Annotated in this window: 18 protein-coding genes; 7 read left to right on the forward strand and 11 right to left on the reverse strand. The window is 75.0% G+C overall.

Features of this window, described 5'->3' with window-relative positions:
• From ABZ641_RS12715 to ABZ641_RS12725, 3 genes are all read right to left on the reverse strand, one after another.
• Positions 1 to 606, reverse strand: a 606-nt coding sequence (locus ABZ641_RS12715; protein ID WP_359981307.1) for an HAD-IA family hydrolase, incomplete at its 3' end; no start/stop codon positions are given.
• Complete coding sequence (locus ABZ641_RS12720) at positions 603 to 809, reverse strand: DUF397 domain-containing protein (protein WP_344628146.1); 207 nt, start codon at positions 807 to 809, stop codon at positions 603 to 605. The genes ABZ641_RS12720 and ABZ641_RS12715, both read right to left, overlap by 4 nt.
• A complete protein-coding gene (locus ABZ641_RS12725; RefSeq protein WP_344628145.1) occupies positions 806 to 1,636 on the reverse strand; it encodes a helix-turn-helix transcriptional regulator in 831 nt (276 codons plus the stop codon). Before ABZ641_RS12725 ends, ABZ641_RS12720 begins: the two co-directional genes overlap by 4 nt.
• A gap of 125 nt (positions 1,637 to 1,761) precedes the next feature.
• Between ABZ641_RS12725 and ABZ641_RS12730 the strand changes: the two genes are divergently transcribed.
• Entirely contained in the window at positions 1,762 to 2,277 is a 516-nt protein-coding gene (locus ABZ641_RS12730; RefSeq protein ID WP_344628154.1) for an ATP-binding protein, read from the forward strand.
• A gap of 68 nt (positions 2,278 to 2,345) precedes the next feature.
• Positions 2,346 to 3,011: an MSMEG_1061 family FMN-dependent PPOX-type flavoprotein gene (locus ABZ641_RS12735; protein ID WP_359981311.1), complete on the forward strand. Its 666-nt coding sequence runs from the start codon at positions 2,346 to 2,348 to the stop codon at positions 3,009 to 3,011.
• 25 nt (positions 3,012 to 3,036) lie between these two features.
• Here the strand turns inward: ABZ641_RS12735 and ABZ641_RS12740 are convergent, their stop codons facing one another.
• Together ABZ641_RS12740 and ABZ641_RS12745 are read right to left on the reverse strand one after the other, a co-directional pair.
• Entirely contained in the window at positions 3,037 to 3,747 is a 711-nt protein-coding gene (locus ABZ641_RS12740; protein WP_359981314.1) for a hypothetical protein, read from the reverse strand.
• 116 nt (positions 3,748 to 3,863) lie between these two features.
• Positions 3,864 to 4,286 (reverse strand): MarR family transcriptional regulator, encoded by a 423-nt coding sequence (locus tag ABZ641_RS12745; protein ID WP_359981335.1) that lies wholly within the window; start codon positions 4,284 to 4,286, stop codon positions 3,864 to 3,866.
• A gap of 153 nt (positions 4,287 to 4,439) precedes the next feature.
• Here ABZ641_RS12745 and ABZ641_RS12750 point away from each other — a divergent pair, with 153 nt between their 5' ends.
• Positions 4,440 to 5,264 (forward strand): alpha/beta hydrolase, encoded by an 825-nt coding sequence (locus ABZ641_RS12750; protein WP_344628142.1) that lies wholly within the window; start codon positions 4,440 to 4,442, stop codon positions 5,262 to 5,264.
• Positions 5,265 to 5,269: 5 nt separating this feature from the next.
• Here ABZ641_RS12750 and ABZ641_RS12755 read toward each other — a convergent pair whose 3' ends face one another.
• Entirely contained in the window at positions 5,270 to 5,473 is a 204-nt protein-coding gene (locus ABZ641_RS12755; protein WP_344628141.1) for a hypothetical protein, read from the reverse strand.
• Positions 5,474 to 5,720: 247 nt separating this feature from the next.
• On the opposite strand from ABZ641_RS12755, the gene ABZ641_RS12760 reads away from it, so the two are divergent.
• Entirely contained in the window at positions 5,721 to 6,590 is an 870-nt protein-coding gene (locus tag ABZ641_RS12760; RefSeq protein ID WP_359981317.1) for a universal stress protein, read from the forward strand.
• A 34-nt stretch (positions 6,591 to 6,624) separates the two neighbouring features.
• Here the strand turns inward: ABZ641_RS12760 and ABZ641_RS12765 are convergent, their stop codons facing one another.
• The 4 genes from ABZ641_RS12765 to ABZ641_RS12780 form a co-directional block, all read right to left on the reverse strand.
• Positions 6,625 to 7,851 (reverse strand): hypothetical protein, encoded by a 1,227-nt coding sequence (locus ABZ641_RS12765; RefSeq protein WP_359981320.1) that lies wholly within the window; start codon positions 7,849 to 7,851, stop codon positions 6,625 to 6,627.
• 59 nt (positions 7,852 to 7,910) lie between these two features.
• Positions 7,911 to 8,975, reverse strand: a complete 1,065-nt coding sequence (locus ABZ641_RS12770; protein WP_359981322.1) for an S-adenosylmethionine:tRNA ribosyltransferase-isomerase — start codon at positions 8,973 to 8,975, stop codon at positions 7,911 to 7,913.
• A gap of 1 nt (position 8,976) precedes the next feature.
• A complete protein-coding gene (locus ABZ641_RS12775) occupies positions 8,977 to 9,813 on the reverse strand; it encodes an SDR family oxidoreductase (RefSeq protein WP_359981324.1) in 837 nt (278 codons plus the stop codon).
• A gap of 356 nt (positions 9,814 to 10,169) precedes the next feature.
• Positions 10,170 to 10,760 carry a dihydrofolate reductase family protein gene (locus ABZ641_RS12780; protein ID WP_359981327.1) on the reverse strand — a complete coding sequence of 197 codons (591 nt, stop codon included), beginning with the start codon at positions 10,758 to 10,760 and terminating at the stop codon, positions 10,170 to 10,172.
• 237 nt (positions 10,761 to 10,997) lie between these two features.
• Here ABZ641_RS12780 and ABZ641_RS12785 point away from each other — a divergent pair, with 237 nt between their 5' ends.
• Positions 10,998 to 11,675 (forward strand): DUF5995 family protein, encoded by a 678-nt coding sequence (locus ABZ641_RS12785; RefSeq protein WP_344628513.1) that lies wholly within the window; start codon positions 10,998 to 11,000, stop codon positions 11,673 to 11,675.
• Positions 11,676 to 11,720: 45 nt separating this feature from the next.
• Here ABZ641_RS12785 and ABZ641_RS12790 read toward each other — a convergent pair whose 3' ends face one another.
• A complete protein-coding gene (locus ABZ641_RS12790) occupies positions 11,721 to 13,160 on the reverse strand; it encodes a GuaB1 family IMP dehydrogenase-related protein (RefSeq protein ID WP_359981329.1) in 1,440 nt (479 codons plus the stop codon).
• A gap of 328 nt (positions 13,161 to 13,488) precedes the next feature.
• On the opposite strand from ABZ641_RS12790, the gene ABZ641_RS12795 reads away from it, so the two are divergent.
• Entirely contained in the window at positions 13,489 to 13,896 is a 408-nt protein-coding gene (locus tag ABZ641_RS12795; RefSeq protein ID WP_344628511.1) for a DoxX-like family protein, read from the forward strand.
• Positions 13,893 to 14,234, forward strand: a 342-nt coding sequence (locus ABZ641_RS12800; protein ID WP_359981332.1) for a DUF3419 family protein, incomplete at its 3' end; no start/stop codon positions are given. The genes ABZ641_RS12795 and ABZ641_RS12800, both read left to right, overlap by 4 nt.

A 14,234-nucleotide genomic window follows, 5' to 3' on the forward strand; every position in this document is an offset into this window, starting at 1 on the left:
GGGCAGCCGGCCGGCCAGCGCGGCGCGCAGGTCGGCCGGGGTGCGGTAGTGCAGGCCCGCCATGCCCAGGGCGGCGGCCGCGGCGACGTTCTCCGCGCGGTCGTCGACGAACAGGCACCGCTCGGGGGCGACCCCGGCGCGGTCGGCGGCGATCTCGTAGATCCGGGTGTCCGGCTTGGCCGAGCCGACCTCGGCGCTGTTCACCACGCCGTCCGCGAGGCCGGTGAGGCCGAGTGCGGCGAGGTCCTCGTCCAGCCAGACGGTGGCGTTGGTGACGAGCAGCACCGGGCAGCTCGCGCGGGCCCGGCGGAGCAGGTCGACGACCTCGGGGTCGGCCGACTGGGGTGTGGTGGTGAAGGCCCCGGCCAGCGCCCGGGCCTCGTCCTCGGAGACGCTCGCGGTGAGCGCGGCGCCGATCGCCTCCCGCCACTGCGCCCGGGTGAGCCCGCCGAGGACGAGCGGCTCCGCGACCCCGGGCCCGAACGCCGCCCGGGCGGTGCTGCCCGGCGGCAGTCCGGCCGCCCGCTCCAGCCGGGTCACCTCGGCGTGGTCGAAGAACCTGATCACACCGTCCAGGTCGCACAGGACGGCGCCGGGCACCGTCATGCGAGTTCGCCGGATCTGACCGCGTCGACGAAGGCCTGCCACGCGGCGGCTCCGAAGACCAGCGCCGGCCCGGCCGGGTCCTTGCTGTCCCGCACCGGGACCATCCCGTCGAAGCCGTCCGCGACCTCGACGCACTCGCCGCCCGAGCCTCCGCTGAAGCTCGACTTCCGCCAGACCGCGGCCGACAGATCGAGTCCGTTCATGGGGTGTAGACCTCCTCCATCGCCGTCTCGACGGCGGTCAACGAAGCGTCCGGCGACAGGGCGTCAGCGCGCAGGTGATGGTACGCCAGTGTGTAGCGCGCCACATCCTCCGGACGGTCGATGAGTTGGCCCGAGTAGGGCCCCTCCAGGTGGGCCACGTCCGGCCCCTGCGTGAACGACAGAAGGGTCATCGAGCCGTCCAGGGCGGTGTGCGCGCCGGCCGCGAAGGGCAGCACCTGCATCACGACCCGCGGGCTGCGGGCCACGTCCAACAACCGTTCCAGTTGGTGCCGCATCACGGCCGGGCCGCCCACCGGGCGCCGCAGCACCGCCTCGTCCAGCACGACCCACAGCAGTGGCGGGGTGGGCCCGTCCAGGATGGTCTGGCGGCTCATCCGGGCGGCGACCAACTCGGCGACGACCTCGTCCGGTTCGCCGGTGCGGCCCTTGCGGATCACGGCCCAGGCGTACTCCTCGGTCTGCAGCAGCCCCGGCACGACCTGGGCCTGGTAGGTGGCGACGGAGGTCGCGGTGGACTCCAGCTCCACGAAGCCGCGGAACCACGACGGGAAGGCCGGCCGGCCGAGCAGCGGCCAGATGCGGGCCAGCGCGCCGTCGGTGCCCAGCGCCGCGTCGCAGCGTTCGGTGAACTCCCGGGAGGGTTTGCGCCGGGCCGTCTCGACCAGCCCGACGAGCGAGCCGGTGTAGTTCACGACCTCGCCGAGCCGGTCCTGGGTGAGCCCGGAGGCCTCGCGGAAGCGGCGCAGCTCCGACCCGAAGAAGCCGAGCACGGACGACGAAGGGTCCAGGTCTCGCGTCGGTGCCATCGGCGTCCTCCCCCGGCCTACAGCGCCCGTTGTTGAGCGCCGAGCACTACCGAGCGTATCGCCGCGGGACGAGTCTTGTGACGGGCCGGCGCAGATCGCCCCGGACCGTGACCGTTGGAGCCGTGATGCACGACGTCCCCGCCCGTCCCGCCGCCGAGCGGCCGCCCTTCGCGACGACGGGCGGGGCGGACGGCTTCGGCGGGCGGCTGGAGTTCTGGCTGCCGAGACGCCGGGACTCGGTGCGCGAGGCACGGCGGCGGCTGCGCGACCTGATGGCGGTCTGCGAGCCGTGGGACGCGCGCACCGCCGGGCACTTCACCGGGGACGGCGCTCTGGTGCTGTCCGAACTCGCCACCAACGCGGTGGTGCACGCCCGCTGCCGCGGCGGCCGGGTGCAGTTCCGTCTCCGCTACGGCACGCCGGGCCTGCTGCTGGAGGTGTCCGACCCGGACGGCGGGTGCGGGCCGGGCGAGGTGCCGCGGATCGCGGAGGAGTTCCCGGAGGGCGGGCGCGGGTTGGAGATCGTCGGCGCGCTCGCCGCGGCCTGGGGCTGGCTGCCGCAGGCGGCGGGCGGGGGTGCCGGCAAGACGGTGTGGGCGCTGATCGCGCCGCCGGGTGCCGCGGGGCCGGCGGAGGGCTGAGGGACTGCCGGGCGCAGTGCCGGAAATGCCGTTCCGCGGCGGACGGCACTCGGCTAGATTTCCGGTATGTGATCACAGAACCCGCGGCGCCCGGCCGCCTCTTCGACGCCCTGCAGTCCTCCGCCGTCCGGGAGGTGTCCGAGCTGCGTGAGGTGTACGAGCAGCCCGGCGACCACGCCCGCCGCAAGCAGGTCGACCGGATCCACGACGTGGCCCGGCAGTTGATCGGCTGCTCGTCGCTGGTGATGGTGGCGAGCGCGGACGGGGAAGGCCGTTGCGACGTGTCGCCGCGCGGCGGCCCGGCCGGGTTCGTGGCCGTGCTGGACGACCGGACGCTGGCGATCCCCGACGCCACCGGCAACAAGCGCCTGGACAGCCTGCAGAACGTCGTGACCACCGGACGGGTCGGCCTGCTCTTCGTGGTGCCCGGCCGGGACACCACGCTGCGGGTCAACGGCCGGGCCTGCGTCACCACCGACGAGCGCCTGCTGGCACAGCTGACCGCGGTCGGCAAGCCGCCGCGGAGCGCGATCGTGGTGGAGGTCGAGGAGGTGTACGGGCACTGCCCGAAGGCGTTCCTGCGCGGCTCCGCGTGGAAGCCGGAGCAGTGGCTCGGCAAGGACGCCCAGCCGACCTCGGCCCAGGTCACCCTCTCCCACCTGCGGGACCCGGAACTGACCCTGGACCAGATCGAGCAGGCGGAACGGGAGTCCCTCCGGTACCGCTACGAGTGACCCGCGCCGCCGCGGAGCGGAGCGGTCAGAGCGGCAGCTCCTCGCCCGCGCGGTAGGAACGGACGGCGGCGGCCCCGCCGCCGTCCGGGCGGACGAGGTGCACCCGGCCCGCGCCGCGCACCCGGGCGCCCGCGCCCCGCACGGTCACGGCGGTGTTCTCGTCGATCGCCAGGCCGTAGGGCACGGCGCCGCGGGCGACCGCCTCGACCAGCCGGCCGAGGGTGCCCCACTGGGCGGCGTGCACGTCGACGGCCGGGGCGATCAGGCCGAGGCCGTCGCGGACCTCGATCTCGTCCAGGTCCTCGGCGGTCTCCTCGGGGCAGACGGGCACGCCCCCGGACAGCCAGCCGCCGACCACCGCGCGCCCGGCCGCGATCGCCGCGCCGGCCGAGAACCCGGCGTACGGCAGCGGGTGTTCGGCCAGCCGGCGGCCGAGCGGCCCGGCCAGCGCCGAGGCGTACTCGGGGGTGAGCCCGCCGCCGACGAAGACGGCGTCCGCGCCGTCGAGCACGGCCGGGTCGAACGCCGCGCCCGGCACCACGGGCACCGCGCGGGGCCGGCAGGGCGCCGCCGCGGTGAGCGCGCCGGACCAGCGCTCGAACTGCTCGGGCACGTCGCCCTCGTCGAGCAGCAGGCAGGCCACCTCGGGCTGCGCCCCGGCCTCGGCCAGGAACGGCCCGTACAGCTCCGCGTACCACGCCTCGTCGCGGCCGCCGCCGACCAGATGGATCGTCATCGCTCCCCCTCCACGGTGTGCATCCTCCACGGTGTGCATCCGGCGCACGCTAGGCGGTCGGGCACCGGCCGGGCGAGCGGTTTTCCGTCCGGACCGCGGGGGCCGGGCCGCCGGCCTCAGTCGACGTCGACGTCGTCGAAGAGCGCGAGCATCCGGGCGAGCACCCGGACGCAGGTCGCGACGTCCGCCTCGGTGAGGTCGCCGCCGGCCTGGCGGAGCAGCGCGTGCTCGCGGTCGGTCACGGCGGTGATGGCGGCGAGGCCGTCGTCCGTCAGCCGGATCAGCGAGGACCGCTGGTGGGCCGGGTTGGGGGCGGTCGCGACGAGGTTCCGGGCGGCGGCGTCGTTGACCATGCGCTGGACGAACTGCCGGCTCAGCGACTGGGCGCGGCCCATCTGCGGGACGGTCATCGGCCCGTGCTCGCGGAGCAGGTCGAGGACGGCGCGGACGCCGACCGACAGACCCTGCTGCGGGGCGTCCTGCTCGATCTTGCGCTGGACCCGCCGGTAGAGCGGGCCCACCAGGGCGAACACCTCCATGAGGTGCGGGGCGATGTCGTCGGGCTCGCCGGGCTGCGGCTGCGGGGGCTCGGTCTCGGTCACGCGGCCATCATGACACCTCGGGTGCCGTATCGATCCAGGAAAATGACAACTTGGTTGTCATCCTTCATGGAATATGGCACCTTGGTTGTCATGACTGATGCTTCGGACCTCGCCACCTTCCCCTCCCACGACGGCCTCCTCGCCTACCGCGACACCGGCAGCGGTCTGCCCGTCGTCCTGCTCCACGCGGGCTTCCTGGACCACACCATGTTCGACGAGCTGGTGCCCGCCCTCGCCCGCCGCCACCGGGTGATCGCACCGGACGCCCGCGGCCACGGCCGGTCCGCCAACGCCACCCTGCCGTTCCGCCAGACCGACGACCTCGCCGCCCTGCTGCGCGGGCTCGACACCGGCCCGGCCGTCCTGGTCGGCACCTCGATGGGCGCGATCATCGCCGTCGACACCGCCCTGGAGCACCCGGACCTGGTGCGCGCCCTGGTGATCAGCGGCGGCGGCACCGCCCTGCGCGAACCCCGCGACCCGTGGCTGCTGGACCTGGAGGCCGAGAAGGCCGCCGCCATGGCCGCCGGAGACATCGCCGGCTGGGTCGACGCCTTCGCCCTGATCGCCGCCGGCCCGCACCGCGGCCTCGACCGGGTCGACCCGGAGGTCGTCCGCCGGGTGAAGGAGATGGCCTGGCGCACCCTCGCCAAGCACACCGCCGACGAGCAGGACCACAGCGTGTCCGTCGCCGACACCGCCGCCCGCGCCAAGGAGATCGCCGTGCCCGTCCTGGCGCTCAACGGCGCACTCGACTCCCCCGACCTGATCGCGCTCGCCGAGGACCTCGCCGCCGCCGTCCCCGACGGCCGCACCACCACCCTCGACGACGCCGCCCACCTGCCGAGCATGGACCGCCCGGAGGCCTACCTCCACGCGGTCGAGGCCTTCCTGCAGGAGATCACGGCAGCCTGAAGCCGCTACGTGCCGGGCGCGGCGCCTTCCGCGGGTTCGGCGCGTCGGCGCAGGTCCGCGCCGCAGCGCCAGCAGCGGGCGCTGCCGGCCGGCTCCGGCACCGCGTCGCAGGACGGGCAGAGCAGCGCCAGCAGGCAGGCCGGCTCACCGCCCTGCTCCTCCGGGCCCGGCCGCTGCTCCCCGTGCCCGCCGAACGGCTCCTCCTCCATGCCCGCCAGGCTACGCCGGTGCATCTACGGCGGTCACAGGGCGTGGCGGCTCGCGCAAACCCGGAGGTGGTGGTGGACTGAGGGGGACGGGAAGGGCCCCAGGAAGACGCGGGGTAGCGGCCAAAACCGTGCACCGCGCAATCAGGATCCGCGAGAAGCGGGTAGCCCCTTCCCGTCGCCGCACGTCGGACGCCGTGCAGCACGGCCGGCCGCCGCCGTTCCTGCTCCGGACACCGCTGGAGGAGCCATGACGTCAGCCGTGGGAAGCCGCCCGGTCGTGGTCGGCGTCGACGCCGGGGACCCGGCATCGGCCGCGCTCGCCTGGGCCGCCGACGAGGCCGTCCGCCGGGGGCTGCCGCTACGGCTCGTCCACGCCGTACCGCCGAGCAGCCGCGACTACCGCGGCTTCGACGAGGGCCACTACCGCACCGCGATGCACGAGGCCGGCGAGGCGGCGCTCGGCGAGGCCCGGCTCGCCGTCGAGGAACGGTACTCGGGGCTCGACATCAGCATCGTCCTCGCCGACGGGCAACCCGGCCAGGTGATCTGCCGGCGGGCCGCCAGCGCCGAGATGGTCGTCCTCGGCACCCGCGGGCTCTCCCGGATCGAGGCGGTGCTCAGCACCTACTCGGTCATCCTGCCGGTCACCGCCCAGGCGCCGTGCCCGGTGGTGATCGTCCGCGGTGAGGAGCAGGTCACCGAGGAGCCGCCGTACGTCGTCGTCGGCGTGGACGGCAGCGCCGGCTCCGGCGCGGCCATCGACTTCGCCTTCGACGCGGCGGCCCGGCGCGGGGCGGAGCTGCGCGCCGTCTGGGTGTGGCAGGCGCCGACCATCCTGCCGATCGACAAGGCCACCGCGATCCAGGAGATCCGCCGACAGCTCCACGAGGTCACCGCCGGCCGCACCGCCCTGCACCCCGACGTCCGGCTCACCCACGAGGTGCTCACCGGCCACCCCGTCGAGCAGCTCGCCGCGGCCTCCGAGAACGCGCTCGCCCTGGTCGTCGGCCGCCGCGGCCGCGGCGGCTTCACCGGCCTGCGCCTCGGCTCCGTCCCGCACGGACTGCTGCACCGCGCCCGCTGCCCGCTCGTGGCGGTGCCCGCCGACCTCGACTGAGCGCACGACGGCCGCCCGGCCGGCGGACCCGCTGTCAGCGCAGGACGACGGTGATGCCCGTCTCCTCCAGGAAGCGCACCACGTGCTCGACGTAGGGGAGTTCGCCCGCCGGGTCGACGCTGACGCCCGCGAGGGCCCGGCGGGCCGTGTCCGCGTCGTGCCAGACCAGGGTGAACGGACCCCGGACGTCCTCGCCGCCGCAGGGGCAGCCCAGCAGCACCCCCCAGCACTGGTGCAGGTGGCGGCCAGGTCCGCCGACCGCCTCGCCCAGCGCGCAGCGGAAGCCGGGGACGTCGGTGACGAACCTGCCGTCCAGGTGGCAGGTGCCGCCGACGGGCACCTCGCCCGAGGTGCCGGTGGTGAACCGCAGCCACTCCTCCCTGGCGGCGGTCGGGAGGCCCGCCCAGGCGTTCCGCTCGCGCGGGACGCCCTCGTACCAGGCGTCCCAGACCGGTCGGGCGGCGCCGGCCGGCCGGTGGCCGAGCCCCGCGCGCACGGTGACGTCGACGTCGATCAGGGCGCCCCCGAGCCGGGACGGCCGTGCACCGGCGATCTGCAGGTGGAGGTTCTCCTCGGTGCGGATCGGCCGGCCCGTACGGTCCAGGACGAGGAGGTCGAGCCGGTCACCGTCCGCCCGCGGGTGGACGAGCCGGGCGAGCAGCCGGTCGGTGGGCTCGCAGCCCACCAGCCGGAGCGGTTCCGGCTCCGGCTCCGGCCGCTCGGTGTAGAGGCCCTCGATCCGACGGCACTCGCCGATCCGGCTGCCGGTGCCGTTGTGGATCCCGATCTCCGCCGACTCCGGCTCACCGACGGCACCGGTCCTGCCGGTCGGGGTCGTCGGGCCGATGACCTCGGCCTCCAGCACCAGGTCGAACAGACCGGGGCCCAGCGCGGACGGACGGCTGCCCACCACGACGGCCTCTTCCAAGTCCCAGTAGTGCACCCACCAGCCGTCCCACGCGTCCGGGTGGTCGTCCGGGAATTCCACCGGGACGAACAGGTGGCCCAGCTCGACCGGTTCGCGCCGCGCGCGGTCGGCCGCCTTCAGCAGCCGGCCGGTCGGACGGCATCCGACCAGGGTCAGGGTCTCGCGCCGGGGCACCCGGTCCACGAACAGCCCGTCCATGTCGGCGCACGGCGTCCAGAGCGTCTGCTCGCCGTCCCACTCCTCGCTGACCAGCGCATACCTGAGCGGGATGTCTCGCCGCCGCGCCCACACGACTTCTTCGAACCGCACGTCGTCCTTCCCGTCGGCCCGCATCGTCGCAGCGCGGACCGGGCCCACACCACCGGATTGCGCGGCGCCCGGGACGGACCCGCTCAGTCGGGGAGCAGCAGGTTGACGTCGCCGAACTCGTGCCAGAGGTAGCGCTGGTCGAGGGCCTCCGCGTAGCAGCGGGTGAGCAGGGGGCGGCCGGCCACGGCCTCCAGCATGAGGAGGTGGGAGGCGCGCGGCTCGTGGAGGCCGGTCAGCAGGCCGTCGACGGCGCGGACACCGCGTTCGGGGGTGATGACGAGGTCGGTCCAGCCGTCGGCGGCATGGACCCGCCCGTCCCGGTCCGCGGCGGACTCGAGGGCGCGGACGGCGGTGGTGCCCACCGCGATCACCCGGCCGCCCCCGGTACGGACGTGGTTGACCAGCCGGGCCGTGGACTCCGGGACGGAGTACCGCTCGGCGTACGGGGCTTCGTGCGCCTCCGGGGAGGCCACGCCGGTGTGCAGGGTGATCGGCGCGACGAGGATCCCGCGGGAGACCAGCCGGGCCACCGTCTCCGTGGTGAACGGTCGGGCGGCGCTGGGCATTTCGCTGCTGCCGGGCACGGCCGCGAAGACCGTCTGGTACGCCTCGATCGGCCAGTCGCGGTCCACGTAGCCGTACCGGACGGCGCGGCCGTGCCGGGCGAGGTAGCCGGTGAGTTCGCCGGGCAGGGTGAGCCGGGCGTGCCAGAGCCGCGGGGTGAACGGCGCGGTGAGTTCGGCGACGGCACCGCCCGGCAGGGTGACCCGAAGGCCGGGCCGGGCGGGCGAAGTACCCGGTTCCCAGGGGGCGGTGGCGTGTGCGGTGGGTCGGCGCAGCTCGACGAGGTGGTGGCCGCGCGGGTCCGGCTGGGCGGAGGAGAGGTGCACGGCGACCTCGGTGCCGTCCGGGAGTGCGCCGGTGAGTGCGGCGGGCAGGGTGGCCGAGTTGTTCACCACCAGCAGGTCGCCGGGGCGCAGCAGGTCGGGCAGCTCGGTGAAGCGGTGGTGGGAGGTGGCGGTGCCCTGTCGGCGGCCGACCAGGAGGCGGACGCCGTCCCGGGTCAGGCCGCGGGCCTCGGCGGGTGCCCGGGCGGAGAGTTCGGGCGGGACGGTGAAGTCGTAGCCGGTGTCCACGGCGGTCGCCATCTCACTCACCGGCCGGGGTCGGGGCGTCGGCGGCGGTCCGGGCGGCGACGGCGGGCGCGTCGGCGGCGGTCGGTCCGGCAGCGGTCGGTCCGGCGGCGGGCAGGTCGGCCGCGCGGTAGCGGCCGGCGGCGGGGCGGTCCCGGAGCAGGCCGAGCAGCGCGGGGACGACGGTGGCGGGCAGCGGCCGGTCGGAGATGTCCTCGCCGGGGAAGGCCTCCTGGTGCATCCGGGTGCGCATGTCCCCCGGGTCGACGGCCCAGACGGCGACGGCCGGCTCCTCGGTGGCGAGCACCGCGGAGGCGTGGTCGAGGGCCGCCTTCGAGGCGCCGTACCCGCCCCAGCCGGGGTAGGCCTCGACGGCCGCGTCCGAGCTGATGTTGAGGACGGCGCCGCGGTGGTCGCGCAGCTGGGGCAGCAGCAGCTGGGTGAGGGCGATCGGGCCGAGCACGTTGACCTCGAAGGTCTCCAGCAGGCCGGGCAGCGGGAAGCCGGCGAGGGTGGGCAGCGATGCGCCGTCGAGGTCGTAGCCGGTCAGGGTGGAGGCGTTGTTGACGAGCAGGGAGGCTCCGCCGAGGGCCTCCGCGGCCTCGACGAGGCGTTCGCGGTGGTCGTCGTCGACGACGGAGCCGGCCGGGGCGGCGACCTTGGTGACGGCGGCGAGTTCGGCCTCGGCGGCGGCGAGTTCGGCGGTGTTCCGGGCGGTGATCACCAGCTGCCAGCCGTCCCGGGCGAGGGCGCGGGCGAGTTCCAGGCCGAGCCCCCGGGAGGCTCCGGTGACGACGGCGACGGGCGGGGTCTGCGGGCTGTCGGTGGCTGCCGGTGCAGCGGCGGTGTCCATGCCCCCACTCTCGTCCCGCACCGGGCCCGCCCGGATCGGCCGCCGGCCCGGTGCCCCCGGGGCCCTTGGCCCTACGACCGGGGCCTTAGGGCGGTTCTTCAAAGCGCACGGATGCCGCACAGGGGCGCTGGGGGCACCTCCCGGCCGAAGGCTGGGGGCGGAACTGCGCAATCCGGATGCGTGCCACCGTCCGGACCAGGGTGAGCCGGATCGGTCAGGAGCACCGATCCCGGATGCGCAGTTCTCCCCCGGCCTTCGGCCGTGAGGTGCCCCCACGCGCCCCCATATGGCATCCGTACGCCTTTGAAGACACGTCCTAGGGCTTCGCGCCGACAGCGAGCGGGCCCGGTGTGCCGTTACCGGACCCAGCGGGTCTCGGCGATGCCGCAGGCGTGCGCGGTCGACCCGGTGGCGCGGTAGCGGCGTCCGGCGAGCCAGGGGCCGAAGATGCGGGCGCCGGTGCCGGCGAAGCCCGGGTTGGTGAACAGCCGGAGTTCGTCGGCGAGGTCGTCGCGGAGCAGGGACGAGACCAGACCTGCGCCGCCGAAGCAGACCAGGTCGCCGCCGGCCTCCTTCTTGGCGCGGGCCACGGTGTCGGCGAGCGGGCCGTTGAGCACGGTGGTCCGGGGCCAGTCCTGCAGCGAGCGGCCGGAGCGGCTGACGACGAACTTCGGCAGGGTGCCGGTGGCCCGGCTGAACTCCCAGTCGGGGTCTGCGGGGTGCTGCTCCGCGGTGCGCGCCCAGTGCGCGAGGTACCCCTCGTCGGCCATCGGCCGGCTGAGCAGGATGCCGGAGGCGCCCGCGAGCAGGCCGTTGAAGGACGCGCGGAGGTCGGCGCTCCAGGGCCAGTCGGGGCCCCAGTTCCACAGCTGCCAGTCGGCGTCCGGCAGGCTGCTGTCGACGCAGCCGTCGATGGAGATCTGCATCGCCACGATCAGGCGGCTCATGGTCTCGTCCGTCCCCTCGTCACGCTCCAGGGCTGCGGACGGCCCGGGGTGCGGACCCGTCCTCCCAGACATCTACCAGCCGGACGCCGTTCCCGCAGGGCTTCCGGCCCGACACCCCTCCGCGGGGCTCCGGGGACTCGCCGAGCGTGGCTTCTGGGCATGCGTCGCACACTGACCTACCATCAGACGATCCGCCAGGATGACCGGCCCGGCCCGATGCGGAAGGCTGCGCACACCATGACGATCAGCGAGGCCCTGACGGTCGACCAGGTGATCGACCGGATGGAGCGGTTGCAGGCGACGTTCCCGGCCGGGGACGGCGTCGGGGTGTTCAACCACGTGTACCTGCGGGTGACCCGGCTGGTGGCCGAACGGCTCTCGGACGGCTACTTCGCCGACCCGGCCGGGATGTCCGAGCTGGACGCGGTGTTCGCGGCCCGCTACCTGGAGGCGGTGGAGGCCGCGGCGAGCGGGCGGCGCCCGGCGCACTGCTGGCGTCCGCTGTTCGAGCTGCGCGGACGGGCCGACGTCCACCCGCTGCAGTTCGCGCTGGCGGGGATGAACGCGCACATCGAGCACGACCTCCCGCTGTCCGTGCTCGACACCTGCCGGCTGCTCGGCCAGGAGCCGGAGGACGTCCGCGCGGACTACCACCGGATCAACGACGTGCTGGCGCAGGTGGAGGCCGAGGTGCGGGAGGAGCTGCTGCCCTGCCCGGACGAGCTGCACGCCGCCGACCGGCTGCTGCACGTGGTCGGGGTGTGGAGCATCGACCGGGCCCGGGACGCGGCGTGGGCGAGCGTGCTCGCGCTGTGGGAGCTGCGGCACTCCCCGCTGGTGGAGGACGCGGTGGCCGCGGCGCTGTCCCGCTCGGTCGGCATGGTCAGCCGGGCCCTGCTCACCCCCGTGGAGTGACGCACCACGGGTGCACCCCAGGGGCGCACCCGGGCGCGGGAGCGGTCAGGCCCAGCTGGAGTGCAGCGGCTTGCCCTCGGCGTAGCCGGCCGCGCTCTGGATGCCGATGATCGCCTTCTCGTGGAACTCCTCCAGGCTGGAGGCACCGGCGTAGGTGCAGGAGCTGCGGACGCCCGCGACGATCGAGTCGATGAGGTCCTCGACGCCCGGGCGGGCCGGGTCGAGGAACATCCGCGAGGTGGAGATGCCCTCCTCGAACAGCGCCTTGCGGGCGCGGTCGTAGGCGGACTCCTCGGCCGTCCGGTTGCGCACGGCACGGGCGGAGGCCATGCCGAAGCTCTCCTTGTACTGGCGGCCGTCGGCGGTGGTCTGCAGGTCGCCGGGCGACTCGTAGGTGCCGGCGAACCAGGAGCCGATCATCACGTTGGACGCGCCGGCGGCGAGCGCCATGGCGACGTCGCGCGGGTGGCGGACGCCGCCGTCCGCCCAGACGTGCTTGCCGAGGCGGCGCGCCTCCTCGGCGCACTCGAGGACGGCGGAGAACTGCGGCCGGCCGACGCCGGTCATCATCCGGGTGGTGCACATGGCGCCGGGGCCGACGCCGACCTTGAGGATGTCGGCGCCCGCCGCGACGAGGTCGCGGACGCCGTCGGCGGCGACCACGTTGCCGGCCACGATCGGCACCTGCGGGTCGAGGCCGCGGACGGCCTGCAGGGCGCTGATCATCGACTCCTGGTGGCCGTGCGCGGTGTCGACGACCAGCACGTCCGCGCCGGCCTCGAGCAGCGCCTTGGCGCGGCCCGCGACGTCGCCGTTGATGCCGACGGTGGCGGCGATCCGCAGCTTGCCGTCGGCGTCGACGGCCGGGGTGTAGAGGGTGGCGCGCAGCGCGTTGCGGCGGGTGAGCAGGCCGACGAGGCTGCCGTCGGCGGCGACCACCGGGGCGAGCTTGCGGTGCGCCTCGTTGAGGCGGTCGAAGGCGGCGCGCGGCTCGATGCCCTCGTCCAGCAGCAGCAGGTCGCGGGACATCACCTCGGCGAGGCTGGTGAAGCGGTCGACGCCCTGGCAGTCGCCCTCGGTGACGACGCCGACGGGCTTGCCGTCCTCGACCACGACGAGGGCGCCGTGGGCGCGCTTGGGCAGCAGGGAGAGCGCGTCGGCGACGGTGTCGCCGGGGCTGAGGGTGATCGCGGTGTCGTGCACCAGGTGGCGGCCCTTGACCCAGCCGATCACCTCGGTGACGACCTCGATCGGGATGTCCTGCGGGATCGCGACCAGGCCGCCGCGGCGGGCCACCGTCTCGGCCATCCGGCGGCCGGCGATGGCGGTCATGTTCGCCACCACCAGCGGGATGGTGGTGCCGGTGCCGTCGTGGGAGGAGAGGTCGACACCCTGCCGGGAGCCCACGGCGGAGCGGCTGGGGACCATGAAGACATCGTCGTACGTGAGGTCGTACGCGGGCTTGAGGTCGTTCAGGAAACGCATGAAAGGGCTCTCTGGCTGGGCGGTAGGTACACCACGGGTGCGGTTGCGGCAGGGCCGGCGGGCGCACTCGGGCGCCCCGCACCCAACCGTCAATGTTCATCGATACCCCGGGGTGAAGGCCAGTCCACACGCAAACCTTGAAGATCCACACAAGCCGCCGCGACGGCCTGCCGCCGCGGCTTGGAGGAAGCTACGAACCGACCGCCCGCGCACCCAGTTGAACGCGTTCAAATTCTGCGGCATGATCCTCGCATCGAGGTCCGGGACTCGCCCGGGCCGGCGCCGCCGTGCCCTGCGCACCGGCGGCGGGGGGAGGAGAGGGGGGATCGTGGCCGACATCGGAAGAACCCGTCTCCCGGCCGCCGCGGTCGCACTGATGTGGTGGTACGAGGGCTTCTGGTGCAAGGTCTTCCCCGGCCGGGCGGACCAGCGCGCCATCGTCGAGGGGCTGCCGCTGCTGCCGGCCGGCGCGGTCACGCCGCTGCTGCTCGCCATCGGACTGGCCGAGGTCGCGCTCGGCCTCTGGGTGCTGCTCGGACACCGCCCGTACGCCGCCGCGGTCGTGCAGACCGTCCTGGTGGCCGGCTTCAACACCGGCGGACTGCTCGTCGGCGCCGACCACATCCCCGAGCCCGGCCGGCTGGTCGTCCAGGACATCGCCTTCCTCGCGCTGATCTGGCTGGTCGCCGCCCGGCGCCCCGCGGACCGCGCACCGCAGTGGGCGGTGGCCCGGTGAACCGCTCCCCCGCCGCCCGCCCCGCCCCCGCCGACGGCACGCCGTGGCAGGACGGCCGTCTGACCGCCGGCCCCGCCGGCCGCCCCCGGGTGCTCTTCGGCCGGATGTACGAGGACCCGGCCGTCGAACTCTCCGTCTTCCCGCCGCCCGGCGCCCGGGTGCTCTGCATCGCCTCCGCCGGCGACACCGCCGCCGCCCTCGCCGCGGCCGGGTACGAGGTCACCGCGATCGACCTGAACCCCGTCCAGCTCGCCTACGCCCGCGCCCGCCTGGAGGGCGGCGCACCCGCGCTCACCGGCACCGCCGAACGGCTGACCGGCCTCGGGCGCGCCGCGGCC

Origin of the sequence: Kitasatospora sp. NPDC007106 (assembly GCF_040634455.1) — a bacterium.
GTDB lineage: Bacteria > Actinomycetota > Actinomycetes > Streptomycetales > Streptomycetaceae > Kitasatospora > Kitasatospora arboriphila.